This is a genomic window from Streptomyces sp. NK08204 (assembly GCF_020400585.1).
In the GTDB taxonomy this organism is placed as follows: domain Bacteria; phylum Actinomycetota; class Actinomycetes; order Streptomycetales; family Streptomycetaceae; genus Streptomyces.
Map to the genome: position 1 here is coordinate 1 of NZ_JAINVF010000013.1, position 19,764 is coordinate 19,764.

Annotated in this window: 15 protein-coding genes and 1 pseudogene; 7 read left to right on the forward strand and 9 right to left on the reverse strand. The window is 70.8% G+C overall.

The window, feature by feature from the left end; translation table 11 throughout:
- Window positions 1-563 (forward strand): annotated as a pseudogene (locus K7G59_RS20455) (glucose-6-phosphate isomerase); the annotation flags it as partial.
- Between the two features lie 20 nt (window positions 564-583).
- On the opposite strand, the gene K7G59_RS20460 reads toward K7G59_RS20455, so the two are convergent.
- From K7G59_RS20460 to K7G59_RS20470, 3 genes are read right to left on the reverse strand one after another with little or no spacing between them, the layout of a single operon-like run.
- On the reverse strand, window positions 584-2,866 hold the full coding sequence (locus K7G59_RS20460) for an FtsX-like permease family protein (protein WP_225836260.1): 2,283 nt from the start codon (window positions 2,864-2,866) through the stop codon (window positions 584-586).
- 51 nt (window positions 2,867-2,917) lie between these two features.
- Complete coding sequence (locus tag K7G59_RS20465; RefSeq protein ID WP_225836262.1) at window positions 2,918-3,670, reverse strand: ABC transporter ATP-binding protein; 753 nt, start codon at window positions 3,668-3,670, stop codon at window positions 2,918-2,920.
- Window positions 3,667-4,182, reverse strand: coding sequence for a PadR family transcriptional regulator (locus K7G59_RS20470; RefSeq protein WP_225836265.1), 516 nt, complete (start codon window positions 4,180-4,182; stop codon window positions 3,667-3,669). The genes K7G59_RS20465 and K7G59_RS20470 overlap by 4 nt, the downstream gene beginning before the upstream one ends.
- Window positions 4,183-4,305: 123 nt before the next feature.
- Between K7G59_RS20470 and K7G59_RS20475 the strand changes: the two genes are divergently transcribed.
- The 5 genes from K7G59_RS20475 to K7G59_RS20495 all read left to right on the forward strand — a co-directional run bounded on the left by K7G59_RS20475 (window position 4,306) and on the right by K7G59_RS20495 (window position 10,940).
- Window positions 4,306-5,577 (forward strand): ABC transporter substrate-binding protein, encoded by a 1,272-nt coding sequence (locus tag K7G59_RS20475; RefSeq protein ID WP_225836268.1) that lies wholly within the window; start codon window positions 4,306-4,308, stop codon window positions 5,575-5,577.
- A 169-nt stretch (window positions 5,578-5,746) separates the two neighbouring features.
- Window positions 5,747-7,363: a glycoside hydrolase family 13 protein gene (locus tag K7G59_RS20480; protein WP_225836270.1), complete on the forward strand. Its 1,617-nt coding sequence runs from the start codon at window positions 5,747-5,749 to the stop codon at window positions 7,361-7,363.
- Window positions 7,364-7,417: 54 nt separating this feature from the next.
- Window positions 7,418-8,743: an ABC transporter substrate-binding protein gene (locus K7G59_RS20485; protein ID WP_225836273.1), complete on the forward strand. Its 1,326-nt coding sequence runs from the start codon at window positions 7,418-7,420 to the stop codon at window positions 8,741-8,743.
- A gap of 8 nt (window positions 8,744-8,751) precedes the next feature.
- The gene (locus tag K7G59_RS20490; protein ID WP_225836274.1) at window positions 8,752-10,104 is read left to right on the forward strand and encodes an ABC transporter permease subunit; all 1,353 of its coding nucleotides are present in this window, start codon (window positions 8,752-8,754) and stop codon (window positions 10,102-10,104) included.
- Window positions 10,101-10,940: a carbohydrate ABC transporter permease gene (locus K7G59_RS20495; protein ID WP_225836276.1), complete on the forward strand. Its 840-nt coding sequence runs from the start codon at window positions 10,101-10,103 to the stop codon at window positions 10,938-10,940. Before K7G59_RS20490 ends, K7G59_RS20495 begins: the two co-directional genes overlap by 4 nt.
- Window positions 10,941-10,982: 42 nt before the next feature.
- Here K7G59_RS20495 and K7G59_RS20500 read toward each other — a convergent pair whose 3' ends face one another.
- The 6 genes from K7G59_RS20500 to tkt form a co-directional block, all read right to left on the reverse strand.
- Entirely contained in the window at window positions 10,983-11,477 is a 495-nt protein-coding gene (locus K7G59_RS20500) for a lamin tail domain-containing protein (RefSeq protein ID WP_225836277.1), read from the reverse strand.
- A 206-nt stretch (window positions 11,478-11,683) separates the two neighbouring features.
- Window positions 11,684-12,466, reverse strand: coding sequence for a 6-phosphogluconolactonase (pgl, locus tag K7G59_RS20505; protein ID WP_225836279.1), 783 nt, complete (start codon window positions 12,464-12,466; stop codon window positions 11,684-11,686).
- A complete protein-coding gene (gene opcA / locus K7G59_RS20510; protein ID WP_225836281.1) occupies window positions 12,463-13,545 on the reverse strand; it encodes a glucose-6-phosphate dehydrogenase assembly protein OpcA in 1,083 nt (360 codons plus the stop codon). Before opcA ends, pgl begins: the two co-directional genes overlap by 4 nt.
- Complete coding sequence (gene zwf / locus K7G59_RS20515; protein WP_225836283.1) at window positions 13,542-15,080, reverse strand: glucose-6-phosphate dehydrogenase; 1,539 nt, start codon at window positions 15,078-15,080, stop codon at window positions 13,542-13,544. The genes opcA and zwf overlap by 4 nt, the downstream gene beginning before the upstream one ends.
- Before the next feature lies 1 nt (window position 15,081).
- The gene (gene tal / locus K7G59_RS20520) at window positions 15,082-16,200 is read right to left on the reverse strand and encodes a transaldolase (protein WP_225836285.1); all 1,119 of its coding nucleotides are present in this window, start codon (window positions 16,198-16,200) and stop codon (window positions 15,082-15,084) included.
- Window positions 16,201-16,233: 33 nt separating this feature from the next.
- Window positions 16,234-18,321: a transketolase gene (gene tkt, locus K7G59_RS20525; RefSeq protein ID WP_225836287.1), complete on the reverse strand. Its 2,088-nt coding sequence runs from the start codon at window positions 18,319-18,321 to the stop codon at window positions 16,234-16,236.
- Window positions 18,322-18,702: 381 nt separating this feature from the next.
- Here tkt and K7G59_RS20530 point away from each other — a divergent pair, with 381 nt between their 5' ends.
- Window positions 18,703-19,692, forward strand: coding sequence for a heme o synthase (locus tag K7G59_RS20530; protein WP_225836535.1), 990 nt, complete (start codon window positions 18,703-18,705; stop codon window positions 19,690-19,692).
- The last annotated feature ends 72 nt before the right edge of the window (window positions 19,693-19,764 follow it).

A 19,764-nucleotide genomic window follows, 5' to 3' on the forward strand; every position in this document is an offset into this window, starting at 1 on the left:
ACGTGGCGCGCGACGGCGAGCAGGTCGACTGGCAGACCGGGCCGGTCGTCTGGGGCACGCCCGGCACCAACGGGCAGCACGCCTACTACCAGTTGATCCACCAGGGTACGAAGCTGATCCCGGCGGACTTCATCGGCTTCGCCGAGCCGGTCGCCGAGCTGAGCGACGATCTCAAGGCGCAGCACGACCTGTTGATGGCCAACTTCTTCGCCCAGACCCAGGCACTCGCCTTCGGCAAGACCGCCGACGAGGTCCGCGCGGAGGGCGTGCCGGAGGAGCTGGTGCCTCACAAGACGTTCCGGGGCAACCGGCCGACGACCACCATCCTCGCCCGGGAACTCAACCCCCGCGTTCTCGGCCAGCTCATCGCCCTCTACGAACACAAGGTGTTCGTCCAGGGCGCCGTCTGGAACATCGACTCCTTCGACCAGTGGGGCGTCGAACTGGGCAAGGTGCTGGCCAAGAAGGTCGAACCCGCACTCACCGAAGGTACGGAGGTGGCCGGACTGGACGCGTCCACGAAGACGCTGGTCGCCACCTACCGGGAGCTGCGCGGACGGTGACCGGCCCCGGCCGCCCCTGCTTACGCCACCGCGCTCAAGGTGTCCGCCAGACGCCGCCGTGCCGCCCGCGCCGCGGGCAGGGCGGCGAGCACGGCGGCCCCGAGCACGGCCGCGGCGCCGACCAGGAGCAGCAGGCCGGGGGAGGGGGACTGGGCGATTCCCGCGCCGATGCCGCTGGAGCTGCCCTGGGCGTCGATCAGCCGGCGCGCCAGCGGCAGCCCCAGCGCGGTACCGGCGACCGCCGCGGCCAGCGTCGTACAGGCCGTGGCCGTGACGGTGATCGCGGTGATCTGCCGAGGCGACATGCCGATCGCCCGCAGTGCCAGGACGTCCCGCTCGCCCTCGCGGACGCTGCCGCCGATGGCGGTGAGCAGCTCGACGAGTCCGATGAGGGCGAGCACGGCGGTCAGCCCGGTGACGACTCCGCGCAGCGGGGACAGCCCGTCGGCCGGGTTCGGCACGGTGTGCACGTCCAGGTGCCCGTGGCCGGCCGCGGCGAGACCGGCCGCGACCTGCCGCGGGTCGGCGCCCTGGCGCAGGCGGAGCTGGTAGAAGGCGGGGGACAGCCGGGGGTCGTTCTCGCGGAGGGTGTCGAGCGACGTCGTCACGACCCGGCCGGCGTTCTGCGGTTCGATGCTGCGGCCCACGATGTGCAGGATCTGCGGCTGCTCGCCCACCGTCATCCGCACCCAGTCCCCGACCCGCACGTCCAGCAGGTCCAGCAGGCCCTGACCGGCCACCGCCTCGTCCGGCCCGTGCGCGGCCCGGCCCTCGGCGAGGGTGTAGGGGTAGGGCTGGGAGTGCGTGCCGAGGCCGCGCAGGGCGATCGTCCCGGTCTGCCCGGGGACCAGCGCGGCCACCTCGACGCCCGGGTAGGCGGCGGTGACCCGGTGGTCCGCCGCCAGCAGGGACCGCACCCGCGCATCGCTCACCGCGCCGTCCGAGCGGACCGCGAGGGCCGTCGGCAGGCCCAGGCGCTCGGGGCTGCTGTGGAACCGGTCGAGCGTGGTCCAGGCGCTGAGCGCCACCACGATCAGCAGCAGCGGCAGCGTCAGCCGGGCCACGGTGGCCAGCGACCGGCCACGGCCCGCGAACGCCTTGTGGCAGCCCAGCACCAGGGCGGCCGGCAGCCGCAGACCGAGGGCACGCCGGCCCAGGCCGGTCAGCCGGCCGCCCGCCGGACCCGACGGGCGCGGTAGCGGCACCGGTGGCACCCGCCCGGCACGCCAGGCGGCGAGTCCCGTCGTCAGGGCGATGAACAGCATCGCGCCCACCGGCACGGCGGACAGCGCCACCGCGTGTCCGGGCAGCCCCTGCCACACGCGGACCGCGTCACCGAGCCGCCCCGGGATGCGGCTGCCCAGCGCCTCGATGGCCACCGCTGCGGCCACCGTGCCGAGCAGGGCGTACGCCAGATGCTGGAGCAGGAAGATCCGGACGACCTGGCCGGGCGTGAAGCCGATCGCCTTCAGCACCGAGATGTCCCGCAGGTGGCCGCGCACCCGGGTGCCGATCGCCCCGTGCACGGCGAGCCCGGCGGCGACGAGCGCACCCAGCCCGAACAGGCCGAGCACCTGACCGAGGAGCCGGTTGTCGCCCTGTGCCTCGGACCGTGCCTGCTGCCAGGTGGAGACGTCGTCGACCGCGCCCGCCCCCAGCACGGTGACGGCACGCTGGACCACGTAGTCGGTGTCGGCGGGATCGTGCAGCCGCAGGCCCGTCACCTGGCCGCGCGGGGCAGGCAGCGCCGACGGCAGCGCCCAGACGAGGCCGGGCTGCTCACCCGGCCTGTAGCGGGGCTCGGCGCTGTCGGCGATGCCCTCGACGGTCAGCGTGCGCCGCGTACCGGGCAGGGTGAGGGTGTCACCGGGCTCGGCCAGCAGGGCCCGGGCCAGACTGCTCTCCAGGACCACACCGTCCGGCCGGGCCGGATCCAGCCAGTGCCCGGCGGTGAGCAGCGGGCGGCCGACGGAGGGCATGCGGGAGGTGCCGCGCAGTTCGACGGCGGCACGGGCACCGCGGTCGGCCACGGTGGCGGACTGGGTGGGGTAGGGGCCTGCGAGGGACTCGACGCCGTCCAGCCCGGCGAGCCGGCGGGCGTCGGCGGAGCCCCCGGCGTGGATCCACACATGTGCCCCCCGTGCCTGGGTGAAGACACGCTCCCAGGGGTTGGTGGCGTAACCGAACAGGGCGGTGGCCAGCAGCAGCGAGGCGACGATGCCGGCGGTGGCGAGGGTGAGGAACAGCGCCTCGCCGCGGTGCGTGCGCAGATCGGAGTGCGCCCAGCGCAAGGTGGCACGCACGGGCTCAGCCCCTCGTCCCGCGCCGGCGCGGCAGTCGGTCGTCCACCGTGATCAGTCCCTCAGCTCCAGCACGCCCGATGTCCCCGGCTTCCGGGACGGCGCGCCGTCCAGTGCGGCGTCGTCGGCTATGCGGCCGTCGAAGAAGCTGATCACGCGATCGGCGGCGCTCGCCAGCCGGGCGTCGTGGGTGACCAGCACGATGGTCTGGCCGCGCCCGTGGAAGCGGGAGAGAAGCCGCATCACCTCGCGGGTGCCCTTGCTGTCGAGGCTGCCCGCGGGCTCGTCGGCCAGGAGCAGTGGCGGATGGTTGACCAGGGCACGGGCCAGGGCGACCCGCTGCTGCTCGCCGCCGGACAGCTCACCCGGCATGCTGTGCTCCTTGCCCCGCAGCCCCAGCTCGGCGAGCAGTTCCTCGCGCTCGGCCCGGGCCCGCTTCGGCGGGACGCCGGCGAGCAGGGCGGGCAGCTCCACGTTGTCGGCGACCGACAGGTTCGACACCAGGTTGAAGAACTGGAAGACGATCCCGATGGCCTTCCTGCGCTCCACCGCCCAGCGGGCCTCGCTGAAGGAGTCCGTGCAGCGGCCGTCGAGCCAGATGCTGCCCTCGTCCGGCCTCTGGAGGCCGCCGAGCAGGTGCAGCAGTGTGGACTTGCCCGCTCCGGAGGGGCCGGTGATCGCGACGAACTCGCCCCGCGCCACGCTCAGGTCGACCCCGCGCACGGCACGTGCGGGCGCGCCCTCGCCGTGATGGGTCTTCACCAGGCCCTCGGCCCGAAGCAGCGCAACGCCAGAGCCGTCACTCACTCCAGCTCCTCCAGTTCCTCCTGGCACCGCTCCAGCCAGTCCAGGTCGGCCTGCAGGTGCAGCATCGCGCCCTCGATCAGCAGATGGGCGATTCGGTTGTCCCGGTTCTCGGCCGCGGCCAGTTTCGACAGGTTGCGCATGGTGTTGAGGTACTGGCGCCGCTGTCTGTTGATGAGGGCGATCTGGTCGGCGAGACCGGTCTGCGGGGCGAGCGCGAGCTTCATGAAGAACTCGTCCCGTACCCGCGGCTCGTCCTCGGTCTCCTCGAACCAGACGTGCAGCGCCTCACGTCCGGCGTCGGTGAGGTGGTAGACCTTCTTGTTGGGCCGGCTGGACTGCTCCACGCTCTCGCCCTCGATCAGTCCCGTCTTCTCCAGGCGACCGAGGGTGACGTAGATCTGGCCGACGTTGGGCTGAGGGTACGCGGAGCCCAGCAGTTGCTCAAGGTCCTGCTTGAGCTCGTAGCCGTGGGCGGGGCCGCGTGCGAGGAGTGCCAGGAGGGGCAGACGCACTCGTGCTGTCCTCCTGTCCGGTCAATGTGCTCCAAGCCCTAGTATCGCCCATTACATAACAGGTATACATGGCGTCTGACCCCGGGCGAGGGTGCCCGGTGCCGGGTGTGCAAGGAGGAACCTATGCGGTGGATGCGCGCCGCCGGTAGGGGCCTTCTCGTTCTCGCCGTGCTGCTGAGCGGTCATGGCGCATCCGGCGCCCGTGCCGAGGAGGCCGGCTCGAGTGCTCGCGGCCCGCTCACCCTGGCCACCGCCGGTGACCTCACGGGGTATCTCGGCCCGCTGTTGCAGGGCTGGAACCGCGCCCACCCCGGGGAGCGGGTGACCCTGGTCGAGCTGCCGGACTCCGCGGACGAGACCCATGCGCAGATGGTCACCGACCTGCGCGGTGGCGATCGCAGCCGGTTCGACGTGCTCAACATCGACGTGAACTGGACCTCGGAGTTCGCGGCGGCCGGCTGGATCCGCCCGCTGCCCCGGGACCGTTTTCCGCTGAAGAGCTTCCTGCCGCCGGTGGTCGACACGGCCACCTACGACGGACGGCTGTACGCGGTCCCGTACGTCACCAACGCCGGACTGCTCCTGTACCGCAAGGACGTGCTCGCCGAGGAGGGCGTGGCGCCGCCGCGCACCTGGGCCGAGCTGGAGCACGACGCGAAGAGCATCGCGCCCCGACACGGCCTCGACGGGTATGCGGGTCAGCTCCTGCCCTACGAGGGCCTGACCGTCAACGCGGCCGAGGCCGTGTACTCGGCGGGCGGCTCGATCCTCGGCGACGAGGGCACCCGCGTCACCGTCGACTCGGCCGCCGCCCGCGAGGGCATCGGGTTCCTCGCCCGGGGCCTGCGCGAGGGCTGGATCCCACGGCGGGCGCTGACGTACAAGGAGGAGGAGTCCAAGCAGGCCTTCGAGGACGGCCGGCTGCTCTTCCTGCGCAACTGGCCCTACGCCTACGCCGTGGCCTCGGCCCCCGGCTCCCGGGTTGCCGGGAAGATCGGAGTCGTACCGCTGCCCGGGCCGCACGGGCCGGGCACGAGCGTCCTCGGCGGCTCCAACCTGGCCGTCAACGCCCACGCCCGGTACCCCGCTTCCGCCGCGCGGCTGATCGCGTACCTCACCGGTGAGCGTGTCCAGCGCCAGGTCCTCACCCGGGGCGCCCTGCCGCCGGTGCGCGCCGCGCTGTACGAGGACCCCGCGCTCGTACGACGGTTCCCGTATCTGCCGACGCTGCGCACCGCCGTGCTCACGGCCGCCCCACGGCCCAAGAGTCCGCGTTACGACCAGGTCAGCCTGGCGGTGCAGGCGGTCGTGCAGGACGCACTCACCGGGCGGCAGACGCCCGCGCAGGCCGTGCGCCGACTCGCGCGCGAGCTCGACGCCATCGCCCGCCGCTAGTTACATGTTAGGTAACGCTGTCATCACGACCGCGTTCAGGTTGCGGCAATTTGCCCCGGATTAGTCCGTCAACTCACCGGTAGCTTCGGTTCACTTCATTGACACCTTCGCGTGACGCCTACCTAACATGCATGCATAACATCCCTTGCGCACAGACAGGTCCACAGGGTTGAACAGGCATCAGTGGTGGCGTGACGCGGTGATCTACCAGGTCTACGTCCGCAGCTTTCTGGACAGCACCGGCGACGGCATCGGCGATCTCGCCGGGGTCAGGGCCGGACTGCCGTACCTCAAGAAGCTCGGCGTCGACGGCATCTGGCTGAGCCCGTTCTACCCCTCGCCCCAGCACGACCACGGCTACGACGTCGCCGACTACCGCGGCGTGGACCCGGTCTTCGGCGACCTCGCCGAGTTCGACCTGCTGATGACGGCCGCCCGGCGACTCGGCATCAGGGTGCTCCTCGACATCGTCCCCAACCACTGCTCGAGCGAGCACCCCTGGTTCCGCGAGGCGCTCGCCGCCGCACCCGGCAGCCCGGCCCGCGCCCGCTTCCACTTCGCCGACGGCCGGGGCCCCGACGGCTCCCAGCCGCCCAACAACTGGCACTCCATGTTCGGCGGCCCGGCCTGGACCCGCGTCACCGAGGCTGACGGCCGGCCGGGCCAGTGGTACCTGCACATGTTCACGCCCGAGCAGCCCGACTGGAACTGGCGTACGCCCGAGATCGCCGCCGAGTTCGACAGGGTGCTGCGCTTCTGGCTGGACCGGGGCGTCGACGGCTTCCGCATCGACGTCGCCGCCGGACTGTTCAAGCACCCCGAACTGCCCGACTCCGACGACCCCGAGGCCGACGCCCGCACCCGAGACTCGGTCAACCCGCTCGCCTGGAACCAGCCCGAGGTGCACGAGGTCTGGCGGCGCTGGCGCTCCCTGTGCGAGGAGTACGCCGACCGCGACGGCCGCGAACGCCTCCTCGTCGGCGAGGTGTCCGTACCGACCGCCCGGGAACACGCCCTCTACGTCCGCCCTGACGAACTGCACCAGGCGTTCTTCTTCGACCTGCTCAGCGCCCCCTGGGACGCCGACGCCTTCCGCAAGGTCGTCTCCGAGGCCATGCAGGACATCGCCGGCACCGGCTCCACGGTCACCTGGGTCCTCAACAACCACGACCAGGTCCGCACCGTCACCCGCTACGGCGAACCCGCCACGGAGGGCAGCGGTCTCGGCGCCGCCCGCGCCCGCGCCGCCGCGCTGCTGATGCTGGCACTGCCCGGGGCCGCGTACATCTACCAGGGCGAGGAACTGGGGCTGCCGGAGGTCGTCGACCTGCCCGACGACGTGCTGACCGACCCGATCTTCCACCGCACCGGAAGCCGTGCCCGTGTCCGCGACGGCTGCCGGGTGCCGCTGCCGTGGTCCGGTCAGGCCTCCCCGTTCGGCTTCACCTCCGGTGCCGAGGCTGCCAAGCCGTGGCTGCCGCAGCCCGACTACTTCGCCGAGTACGCCACCGAGCGCGCCCTCGCCGACACCCGCTCCTTCTGGCACCTGTACCGCGACGGCCTCCAACTGCGCGCCTCGCTCCCCCAGTTGGGCGAGGGCACGCTGCGCTGGCTGGACACCCCGCCGGACGTCCTCGCCTTCGTCCGCGGCGACGGCCTCGTCTGCGCCGTCAACTTCGGTACGTCCCCCGCCACGGCCCCGGTCACCGGCACCCCCCTGCTCTCCAGCGGCCCCTGCCCGGCCGGGGTGCTGCCCGGCTCGACGGCGGCCTGGTGGCCGGCCTGAGCGACCCCCTCTTGATCCTCCGGCACATCCCACACCCCCGAAGGGACATCGACGATGATGCGACGACGTACGACCCTGCTCGCCTCCTGCACCACCCTCGCCCTGGCGCTCGGCGCGACCGCCTGCGGTGGCGACGACGCCTCCGCGGGCGGCGGCGAGAAGGCACTCAGTGGCCAGACGGTCACCGTGGCCGGCGTCTGGTCCGGCAATGAGCAGAAGAACTTCCAGAAGGTCCTGGACGCGTTCACCGCGAAGACCGGCGCCAAGACCCGGTTCGTGTCCACCGGCGACAACGTCTCCACCGTCGTCGGCAGCAAGATCGAGGGCGGCAACGCGCCCGATGTGGTGATGGTCCCGCAGGTCGGCGTGCTCCAGCAGTTCGCCGAGAAGGGCTGGCTCAAGCCGCTGTCCCCGACCGCCGAGCAGACCGTCGACGCCGACTACGCGCCGGTCTGGAAGAAGTACGGCAGCGTCGACGGCACCCTCTACGGCCTGTACTTCAAGGCCGCCCACAAGTCCACCGTCTGGTACAGCCCCGACGCTCTCGCCCAGGCCGGAGTCAAGCCGCCGACGACGTACGACGCGATGCTGAAGGCCGGGCACACCGTCTCCGACTCCGGGCTCGCCGCCTTCTCCGTGGCCGGGCAGGACGGCTGGACGCTCACCGACTGGTTCGAGAACGTCTACCTCTCCCAGGCCGGACCCGAGAAGTACGACGCCCTCGCCACGCACAAGCTGAAGTGGACCGACGAGAGCGTGGTCCGCGCCCTCACCACGCTCGGCAAGCTGTTCCAGGACAAGCAGCTGATCGCGGGCGGCAGGAAGGAGGCGCTGAACACCGACTTCCCGGGCTCGGTGGAGAAGGTGTTCGGGCCCGAGCCCGAGGCCGGCATGGTCTACGAGGGCGACTTCGTGGCCGGTGTCGCCCATGACCAGTTCGGCAAGGCCATCGGCAAGGACGCGAACTTCTTCCCCTTCCCCGCGGTCGACGGCGGCACGGCACCGGTCGTCAGCGGCGGCGACGCGGCCGTGGTCCTCAAGGACGGCAAGAACGCCAAGGCCGGCATGAAGCTCCTGGAGTACCTCGCCACCCCCGAGGCGGCGGCCGTGTGGGCCAAGGCGGGCGGCTACCTGTCCCCGAACAGGAAGCTCGACCTCGCCTCCTACGGTGACGACGTCACCCGCGCCACCGCCAGGTCCCTGGTGGAGGCCGGCGACACGGTCCGCTTCGACATGTCGGACCAGGCACCGGCGGCCTTCGGCGGCACCAAGGGCACGGGCGAGTGGAAGCTGCTCCAGGACTTCCTGCGCGACCCGTCGAACCCGAAGAGCACCGCCGCGAAGCTCGAATCCGCCGCCGCCCAGGCCTACCGGAACTGAGCGGAGCCATGACCACCACCACGCTCGTGAAACAGCAGGCGGGCCCGCGGGCCGCCGGCCCGGCGCCCGCGCGCCGCGGCCGGCGGCGCGGCCGGCTGGCTGCCCTGCTCTTCGTCTTCCCCGCCCTGCTCCTGCTCGGCGCGCTCGTCGTCTACCCGGTGCTGTTCTCCGTCGGCCGCAGCTTCTTCGACGCCTCCGGCACCCGGTTCGTCGGCGGTGACAACTACACCGAGATGTTCCGCGACCCGGCGACCCTGAAGGCCATCCGCAACACCACCGTCTGGGTCGTCGTCGCCCCGGCCCTGCTGACCGGCCTCGGCCTGATCCTGGCCGTCCTGGTCGAGAAGGTCCGCTGGGCCACCGCCTTCAAGCTCCTGCTCTTCATGCCGATGGCGGTGTCGTTCCTGGCCGCCGGCATCATCTTCCGGCTCGCCTACGACGAGGACCCGGACAAGGGCGTGCTCAACGCGGCCGTCGTCTCCGTCCACGACGTCTTCAAGGACACGTCCAGGTACCCGACGGCACGCGGACGCACGGGGGCGCTCACCCAGGACCGCGACGGCTCGTACCGCACGACCGCATCGCCGGGCGAAGCGGTCACCCTGCCGATGGTCGGCGTGCTGCCCAAGGACCTGCCGAAGAACGCCTCGCCCGCCCTTCCGGCGGCCGCGAGGAAGACAGCGCCCGGCGAACTGCGCGGAGTCGTCTACCTGGACTTCACCCCCGGCGGGGGCGGCAGGCAGGGCAAGGTCGACCCGCGCGAGAGCGGCCTGCCCGGCATGAGCGTCGAGGCACTGCGCGACGGGCGGAGGGTCGCGAGCACCACCACCGCGGCCGACGGCTCCTTCCGCTTCCCCTCCCTGCACGCGGGCTCCTACACCGTGAAGCTGCCCGAGTCGAACTTCGCCCCGCCCTACCAGGGCGTCTCCTGGCTCGGCCCGACCCTCGTCACACCGGCGATCATCGGCGCGTACCTGTGGATCTGGACGGGCTTCGCGATGGTGCTGATCGGCGCGGGCCTGTCCACGCTGCCCCGGGACGCGCTGGAGGCGGCCCGGATGGACGGGGCGAACGAGTGGCAGATCTTCCGCCGCATCACCGTCCCGCTGCTGGCACCCGTCCTCACGGTCGTCTTCGTCACCCTTGTCATCAACGTGATGAAGGTCTTCGACCTCGTCTACATCATCGCGCCCGGACCGGTGCAGGAGGACGCCACGGTCCTCGCCACCCAGATGTGGCTCGTGTCCTTCGGCGGCGGCAACAACCAGGGCCTCGGCAGCGCCCTCGGCGTGCTGCTGCTGATCCTGGTGGTCCCCGCGATGGTCTTCAACGTCCGCCGTTTCCGAAGGAGTCAGCGATGAACGCGATCAGGCGGGGTCTGGGCAACGGCCTGGTGCAGGCCTTCCTCGTGGTGATCGGCCTGATCTGGCTGACCCCCCTCGCGGGCCTGTTCGTCTCCTCGCTGCGCTCGCCCCGGGACACCGCGAAGGGCGGCTGGTGGACGGCCCTGTCCAGTCCCGGCCAGATGTCCTTCGACAACTACTCGGCGCTGCTGAAGAACGCCGGGATCACGCAGGCCTTCTGGAACACGGTGCTGATCTCGGTCCCGGCCACGACGCTCGTCGTCGTCATCGCCGCGCTCGCCGGATACGCCTTCGCCTGGCTGGACTTCCCGCTCCGAGAGCCCCTCTTCCTGCTGGTGGTGGCCCTGTTGGTGGTGCCGGTGCAGATCGGCCTGCTGCCGGTGGCCAAACTCTTCGGCAAGCTGGGGCTGTTCGGCACGATCCCGGGTGTGGTCCTCTTCCACGTGGCCTACGGGCTGCCCTTCGCGGTGTTCCTGCTGCGCAACTACTTCGCGGAGATGCCGAAGGAGATGCTGGAGGCGGCGCGCATGGACGGCGGCAGCGAATGGCGTATCTTCACGCGTCTGGTCCTGCCGGTCGGGCGGCCCGCGATCGCCTCGCTCGCCATCTTCCAGTTCCTGTGGGTCTGGAACGACATGCTCGTGGCCCTGCTCTTCGCCGACAGTTCGTCCCAGCCGCTGACCGTGGAACTCCAGTCCCAAATAAGGCAGTTCGGCAGCAACATCGACGTCCTGGCGCCGGGCGCGTTCCTGTCGTTGATCGTGCCGGTCGTGGTGTTCTTCGCCTTCCAGCGGCACTTCGTGCAGGGAGTGATGGCGGGCTCGGTCAAGTGACGGAGCCCGCCCGCGGGGTGCCTGTGCCGGCAGACCGCGGCGTCAGCCGTGGAAGGTGATGTAGCCGTTGCCGTCCGGGTCGTTGCCGTACTTGGTGTAGGCGTGGGTGTCCGCGTGGGCGCCGGACGGCTTGTACAGGTAGATGGTGTCCTTGTCGTTGTTCCAGATGAAGTTGCAGCTCTGCCGGTAGACGACGTTGCCGGCGTCCGAGTCGGTGCCGTGGCCGCCGCGCAGCCGCACGTAGTCGCCGGGCTGGAGGTAGTGGTTGGACGGGAACGTGAAGTGGTTCCCCGCGGCGTCCTTGACGACGTAGCCCTTGAGGTTGACGGTCGTGCTGCCCGAGTAGTTCTTGATCGTCACGTACTCGTCCTCGGTGTTGCCCGTGGTGCAGCTGTTGGAGTCCCGCCCCGGTGCGTCGTACTGGGCGCCCTTGATCTTCAGGGCGGAGGAGTACTCGGTGGCCTGGGCCGGGGCCGCGGCGACGACGGCAAGGGTTCCGGCCGTGGCAGCGGCGGCCAGCGCGGAGCGTATACGCATGAGGTCCCCCCTCAGTGGTGTGAATGCAGCGCCAGGGAGCCTACACAAAAGTTGACCGCTGTATGAATTTTCCGTGGGGAACATGTGGCTGCCTGGTGAGGGAGAGCCAGCTCATGCACAAGGGCGGCAGGGGAGTCGTCCCCTGCCGCCCTTGTTCCTCACGAATTCACCGGCTCACGAATTCACCGGCTCACGGATGCACCGGCTCACGGCGACGCCGGCGGATACATCGACCGGGGCAGCTGCGAAGCCGCAGCCGCGTCCATCAGCCACAGGGTGCGCTGCCGGCCGTACGCGCCCGCCGCCGGGGCCTGCACCTCACCCGCGCCCGACAGGGCGATGGCCACGGCCTGCGCCTTGTCCTGCCCGGCCGCGAGCAGCCATACCTCGCGGGCCGAGCGGATCGCGGGCAGGGTGAGGCTGATCCGGGTCGGCGGGGGCTTCGGCGCTCCGTGCACGCCGACCACCGTGCGCTCGGTCTCCCGCACGGCCGGCAGCTCCGGGAAGAGCGAGGCCACGTGGGTGTCCGGGCCGACGCCCAGCATCAGCACGTCGAAGGTGGGCACCGCGCCGTGGTTCTCCGGCCCGGCCGCCTTCGCCAGCTCCGTCGCGTACGCCTCCGCCGCGCTGTCCACGTCGGCGCCGTACGGGCCGTCGGAGGCAGGCATGGCATGCACACGTGCCGGGTCCAGGGGCACCGCGTCCAGCAGGGCCTCGCGGGCCTGCGTGACATTGCGCTCCGGGTCCCCCTCGGGGAGGTAGCGCTCGTCGCCCCACCACAGGTCGAGGCGGCCCCAGTCGATGGCGTCCCGGGCCGGGGCCGCCGCCAGCGCGGCCAGCAGGCCGTTGCCGTTGCGGCCCCCGGTGAGGACCACGGACGCCCGGCCCCGGGAGGCCTGCGCGTCCACGATCTTGGTGATGAGGCGGGCCGCGGCGGCCTGCGCCATCAGGTCCTTGTCGCGGTGCACGACCAGCTGGGGAGTGCTCACTTCGCCGCCGCCTTCTTCGTCCGAGCCGTGGCCGTCCTGGCCGCCGCCTTCTTCGCGGGCGCCTTCACGGCCTCCTCCACCGGTTCCGGCACCGCGACCGGCCCGGCGACCTGCTCCGGCCCGGCGACCGGTTCCGCGGAAGCCGGCTCCGGCACCGTGTCCAGCCGCTCCACGCCGTAGCGCAGCGCCGACGCGTAGGTGTCGTCCGGGTCGAGCCGGCGCAGCTCCTCCGCGATCAGCTCGGCGGTGTCCCGCCGCTTCAGCGCCACCGCACGGGCGGGCTGGCCCTCGATGGACAGGGTGGCCAGCGAGCCGTCGGCACGGTTCAGGACGATCGGGCCGCCGTCGGTCTCCAAGCGGACCGCCGTCAGACCGGGGCCGGACGACAGGGAGCGCCGGACGGGGACCTCCAGCCGGTCCGCCAGCCACATCGCCAGCAGCTCGCAGCTGGGATTGAACTCCTCGCCCTCCACCTCGACGGCCTGCACCTCGCACGTCACCTGGTCCAGGGCCGCCGCCAGCATCGAACGCCACGGCGTGATCCGGGTCCAGGACAGGTCGGTGTCGCCGGGCGTGTAGGCGGCGGCGCGGGCGGACAGCTCCCGCACCGGCTGCTCGGCGGCGTAGGAGTCGGTCACCCGGCGCTGGGCGAGCGCACCCAGCGGGTCCTTCGCAGGGTCGGTCGGCGCGTTCACCGGCCACCACACGACCACCGGGGCGTCCGGCAGCAGCAGCGGCAGCACCACGGAGTCGGCGTGGTCGACGACCTCGCCGTACAGCCGGAGCACCACCGTCTCGCCGGTGGCCGCGTCCGCGCCCACCCGCACCTCGGCGTCCAGCCGGGAGGACGTGCGGTCGCGCGGACTGCGGGACACCCGCTTGATGACCACCAGCGTGCGCGAGGGGTGCTCGCGCGAGGCGTCGTTGGCGGCCTTCAGGGAGTCGTAGGCGTTCTCCTCGTCGGTGACGATGACAAGGGTCAGGACCATGCCGACGGCGGGTGTGCCGATGGCGCGGCGGCCCTGCACGAGCGCCTTGTTGATCTCTCCGGCGGTGGTTCCGGTCAGGTCTATCTTCATGGCCGGCGCCAGCTCCGTCCGTCTCGTGCGAGCATCTCGTCCGCCTCGGTGGGGCCCCAGGTGCCCGACCGGTACTGCGCGGGCCTGCCGTGCTTGTCCCAGTACTCCTCGATCGGGTCGAGGATCTTCCAGGACAGCTCGACCTCCTCGGTGCGCGGGAAGAGGTTGGCGTCGCCGAGCAGCACGTCCAGGATGAGCCGCTCGTACGCCTCCGGGCTGGACTCCGTGAAGGACTCGCCGTAGGCGAAGTCCATGGAGACGTCCCGGATCTCCATCGAGGTGCCGGGCACCTTGGAGCCGAAGCGGACCGTGATGCCCTCGTCCGGCTGGACGCGGATGACGATCGCGTTCTGGCCCAGCTCCTCCGTCGCCGTGTGGTCGAAGGGGGAGTGCGGGGCGCGCTGGAAGACGACCGCGATCTCGGTGACCCGGCGGCCGAGCCGCTTGCCGGTGCGCAGGTAGAAGGGGACGCCCGCCCAGCGGCGGTTGTCGATGCCCAGCTTGATCGCGGCGTAGGTGTCGGTCTTCGACTTGGGGTCGATGCCCTCCTCCTGGAGGTAGCCGGTGACCTTCTCACCGCCCTGCCAGCCGGCCGCGTACTGTCCGCGCACGGTGCTGCTGCCCAGGTCCTTGGGCAGCCGGACCGCGCCGAGCACCTTGGTCTTCTCCGCCGCGAGCGCGTCCGCGTCGAAGGAGGCGGGCTCCTCCATCGCGGTCAGCGCGAGCAGCTGGAGCAGGTGGTTCTGGATGACGTCACGGGCGGCGCCGATGCCGTCGTAGTAGCCCGCCCGGCCGCCGATGCCGATGTCCTCGGCCATGGTGATCTGCACATGGTCCACGAAGGACCGGTTCCAGATCGGCTCGAACATCGTGTTGGCGAACCGCAGCGCCAGGATGTTCTGGACGGTCTCCTTGCCGAGGTAGTGGTCGATCCGGAACACCTGGTCCGGGGTGAACACCTCGTGCACGACCTTGTTCAGCTCCTCGGCCGACTCCAGGTCGTGGCCGAACGGCTTCTCGATGACCGCGCGCCGCCAGGAACCGCCCTCCTGGTCGGCCAGGCCGTGCTTCTTCAGCTGCTGGATGACGACCGGGAAGGAGCGCGGCGGCACCGACAGGTAGAAGGCGAAGTTGCCGCCCGTGCCCTGCGCCTTGTCCAGCTCCTCGATGGTGGCGCGCAGCCGCTCGAACGCCTCGTCGTCGTCGAAGGTGCCCTGGACGAAGCGCATCCCCTGGATGAGCTGCTGCCAGACCTCCTCCCGGAACGGCGTACGGGCGTGCGCCTTGACGGCGTCGTGGACCTCGGCGGCGAAGTCCTCGTGCTCCCACTCACGGCGGGCGAAGCCCACCAGGGAGAAACCCGGCGGCAGCAGACCTCGGTTCGCGAGGTCGTACACCGCGGGCATCAGCTTCTTGCGGGACAGGTCGCCCGTGACGCCGAAGATCACCAGGCCGGACGGCCCCGCGATACGCGGGAGCCGTCGGTCGGCGGGGTCACGAAGCGGGTTCGCTCCGGAACCGACGAGGGGTGACAACTCAGCCCTCCGAGGGGGCGAGGCGCTGCAGAACCGCCTCGGTCGACTTCAGCAGGTCGTTCCAGGACGCCTCGAACTTCTCGACGCCCTCGTCCTCCAGCACCTGGACCACGTCGTCGTACGAGATCCCGAGCTTCTCGACCGCGTCGATGTCGGCGCGGGCCTGCTCGTAGGTGCCGGTGACGGTGTCGCCGGTGATCTCGCCGTGGTCCTCGGTGGCCTCCAGGGTGGCCTCCGGCATGGTGTTGACCGTGTTCGGCGCGACCAGCTCGGTGACGTACAGCGTGTCCGGGTACGCCGGGTCCTTCACACCGGTCGACGCCCACAGCGGACGCTGCTTGTTGGCGCCCGCGTTCTCCAGTGCGTTCCAGCGGTCGGAGGCGAAGACCTCCTCGTACGCCTGGTAGGCCAGGCGCGCGTTGGCGACGGCGGCCTTGCCGCGCAGCGTCTTGGCCTCGTCGGTGCCCAGCGCCTCCAGCCGCTTGTCGATCTCGGTGTCCACGCGCGAGACGAAGAAGGACGCCACGGAACGGATCAGCGACAGGTCGAGGCCGCGCTCCTTGGCCTTCTCCAGACCGGCGAGGTAGGCGTCCATGACCGCGCGGTAGCGCTCCAGCGAGAAGATCAGCGTGACGTTGACGCTGATGCCGAGGCCGATGACCTCGGTGATCGCCGGCAGACCCGCCTCGGTGGCCGGGATCTTGATCAGGGTGTTGGGGCGGTCCACCAGCCAGGCCAGCTGCTTGGCCTCGGCGATGGTGGCCGCGGGGTTGTGCGCCAGGCGCGGGTCGACCTCGATGGAGACCCGGCCGTCCTGGCCGTCGGTGGCGTCGAAGACGGGGCGCAGGATGTCGGCGGCGTCGCGGACGTCCGCCGTGGTGATCATGCGGATGGCCTCTTCGACGGTGACCTTGCGGGCGGCCAGGTCGGCGAGCTGCTGCTCGTATCCGTCGCCGCTGCTGATCGCCTTCTGGAAGATCGTCGGGTTGGTGGTGACGCCCACGACGTGCTGCTGGTCGATCAGCTCGGCGAGGTTGCCGGACGTGATCCGCTTGCGCGACAGGTCGTCCAGCCAGATCGCGACGCCCTCCTCGGAGAGGCGCTTGAGTGCGTCTGTCATGGAATTACATCTCCTACGTGTCGTATATGAGCGTCAGCGCTGGGCGTCGGCGAGGGATTCCCGGGCCTGCGCGGCCACGTTCTCGGCGGTGAAACCGAACTCCCGGAAGAGGACCTTGCCGTCGGCGGAGGCACCGAAGTGCTCCAGCGAGACGATGCGGCCCGCGTCCCCGACGTACTTGTGCCAGGTCAGGCCGATGCCCGCCTCGACCGCGACCCGGGCCTTCACCGAGGGCGGGAGGACGGAGTCCCGGTACCCCTGGTCCTGCTCCTCGAACCACTCCACGGACGGCATGGACACCACGCGCGTGGGGATGCCGTCGGCCTGCAGCTGCTCGCGCGCCTCCACGGCCAGGTGCACCTCGGAACCGGTGGCGATCAGGACGACCTGCGGCTCGCCGCCTTCCGCCTCGAACAGGACGTAACCGCCGCGCGCGGCGTCGTCGTTCGGCTCGTAGGTCGGCACGCCCTGCCGGGTCAGCGCCAGTCCGTGCGGCCGGCCCTTGCCGAACTCCTTGGTGTAGCGCTGGAGGATCTCGCGCCAGGCGATCGCGGTCTCGTTGGCGTCGGCCGGGCGGACGATGTTCAGGCCCGGGATCGCGCGCAGCGAGGCCAGGTGCTCCACCGGCTGGTGGGTGGGGCCGTCCTCGCCGAGACCGATGGAGTCGTGCGTCCACACGTACGTCACCGGCAGGTGCATCAGGGCCGACAGGCGCACGGCGTTGCGCATGTAGTCGGAGAAGACGAGGAAGGTGCCGCCGTAGACGCGGGTGTTGCCGTGCAGGGCGATGCCGTTCATCTCGGCGCCCATGGCGTGCTCGCGGATGCCGAAGTGGATGGTGCGGCCGTACGGGTTCGCCTCGGGCAGCGGGTTGCCCTCGGGCAGGAAGGAGCTGTCCTTGTCGATGGTGGTGTTGTTCGACCCGGCGAGGTCGGCCGAACCGCCCCACAGCTCCGGGATCACCGCGCCGAGCGCCTGCAGCACCTTGCCGGAGGCGGCACGCGTCGCCACGCCCTTGCCCGGCTCGAAGACCGGGAGCTTCTCCTCCCAGCCGGTGGGCAGCTCGCCCTTGCTGATCCGGTCGAACTCGGCCGCGCGCTCGGCGTTGCCGTCCCGCCACAGCTGCAGGGACTTCTCCCACTCGGCCTTCGCCTGGGCACCCCGCTCCAGCGCCTTGCGGGTGTGGGCGATCACCTCGTCGGAGACCTCGAAGGTCTTCTCCGGGTCGAAGCCGAGGACGCGCTTGGTGGCCGCGACCTCCTCGTCGCCGAGGGCGGAGCCGTGGGAGGCCTCGGTGTTCTGCGCGTTCGGGGCGGGCCAGGCGATGATCGAACGCATCGCGATGAAGGACGGCCGGTCGGTGACGGCCTTGGCCTCCTGGATCGCGGCGTAGATCGCCCGCGGATCCAGGTCGCCGTTCTCCTTCGGCTCCACACGCTGCACATGCCAGCCGTAGGCCTCGTACCGCAGGGCGGTGTCCTCGGAGACGGCCGTCTCGGTGTCGCCCTCGATCGAGATGTGGTTGTCGTCCCACAGCAGGATCAGGTTGCCGAGCTTCTGGTGACCGGCCAGCGAGGACGCCTCGGCGGCGATGCCCTCCTGGAGGCAGCCGTCACCGGCGATGCAGTAGATGAAGTGGTCGAAGGGCGACTCGCCCTGCGGGGCCTGCGGGTCGAACAGACCGCGCTCGTAGCGGGCGGCCATCGCCATGCCCACCGCGTTGGCGACGCCCTGGCCGAGCGGGCCGGTGGTGGTCTCCACACCCTTGGTGTGCCCGTACTCCGGGTGACCGGGGGTCTTCGAACCCCAGGTCCGGAAGGCCTTCAGGTCGTCCAGCTCCAGGCCGAAACCGGCCAGGTACAGCTGGGTGTAGAGGGTCAGGGACGAATGTCCGGCAGACAGCACGAAGCGGTCGCGCCCGACCCACTCCGGGTCGGCCGGGTCGTGCCGCATCACCTTCTGGAAGAGGGTGTAGGCGGCCGGGGCCAGGCTCATCGCCGTACCGGGATGGCCGTTGCCGACCTTCTGTACGGCGTCGGCGGCCAGGACCCGGGCGGTGTCCACGGCCCGCTGGTCCAGGTCGGTCCACTCGAGGTCTGTGGTGGTCGGCTTGGTGCTCACCCTGGCTCAGGGCTCCTCTCCACATGTCGGTCGCCGGTCTTCGGGGCACGTGCCCACCCCGGCCGCCGGTGCACTGCCTGCCCACCGGCCGTGTCGAGCCTACCCTCGTAAGGACGTGCGTTTTTTCGCGTAATCACAGACTGCCGGGACTCCGCGCGATCCGCCTCCCGACTGGCCGACAGCGCATTTGGCACATGAATAAAGAGGCGCTCATCTGACCGCTCAATCGAGCCAGAGGGCACCTCTCATGCGACCTCCGCCAACACGACCCCACCCCCGCGAAGGCCGGGGTATGGGCAACGTCTACAGTGGCGTGGTACGCGCGAGCCTTCTTTACCGGCACTTCACACGGGGAGGCTCGCTGGGATGTCTCTGTCAGGGGTGTGCGTGACGGCCGTCGAATCCCGTCCAGCGGATGGGGGCACCGCCCATGCCGTTAAGGCCATGGGGGAGCTCGGTGGTGCGAGCCAGGGCCCGGTTCACCGGCCGTTCGGGGCCCGTGCCAAGGCGTTCGTAGCGCTGACCAAGCCGCGGATCATCGAGTTGCTGCTCATCACCACCGTTCCGGTGATGTTCCTGGCGCAGCAGGGTGTGCCCGACCTCAAGCTGGTCCTGCTCACCTGCGTCGGCGGCTACCTTTCCGCGGGCGGCGCCAACGCGCTGAACATGTACATCGACCGGGACATCGACGCCCTGATGGACCGCACCTCGCAGCGTCCGCTGGTGACCGGCATGGTCAGCCCGCGCGAGTGCCTGGCCTTCGGCATCACCCTGGCGGTGGTCTCGACGCTGCTGTTCGGGCTGACCGTCAACTGGCTGAGCGCCTGGCTGTCACTCGGAGCGCTCCTCTTCTACGTCGTCGTCTACACGATGATCCTCAAGCGGCGCACCTCGCAGAACATCGTGTGGGGCGGCATCGCCGGCTGCCTCCCGGTGCTGATCGGCTGGTCCTCCGTCACGAACTCCATGTCGTGGGCGCCGGTCATCCTCTTCCTCGTCATGTTCTTCTGGACGCCGCCGCACTACTGGCCGCTGTCCATGAAGGTCAAGGACGACTACGCGCGCGTGGGCGTGCCGATGCTCCCGGTCATCGCCTCCAACAAGGTGGTGGCCCGGCAGATCGTCATCTACAGCTGGGTCATGGTCGCCGTCTCGCTGCTGCTCACCCCGCTCGGCTACACCGGCTGGTTCTACACGGCGGTCGCCCTCGCGGCCGGCGGCTTCTGGCTGTGGGAGGCGCACGGGCTGCAGAACCGTGCGAAGGCCGAGGTGACCGGCGCGAAGCTGAAGGAGATGCGGCTGTTCCACTGGTCGATCACCTACGTGTCGATCCTCTTCGTCGCGGTCGCCGTGGACCCCTTCCTGCGCTGACGTACGTCACACGGCCACCGACCTATGTCACACAGGCATGCTCTCGCCAGTGGATCTACGCGTGAGTAGCAT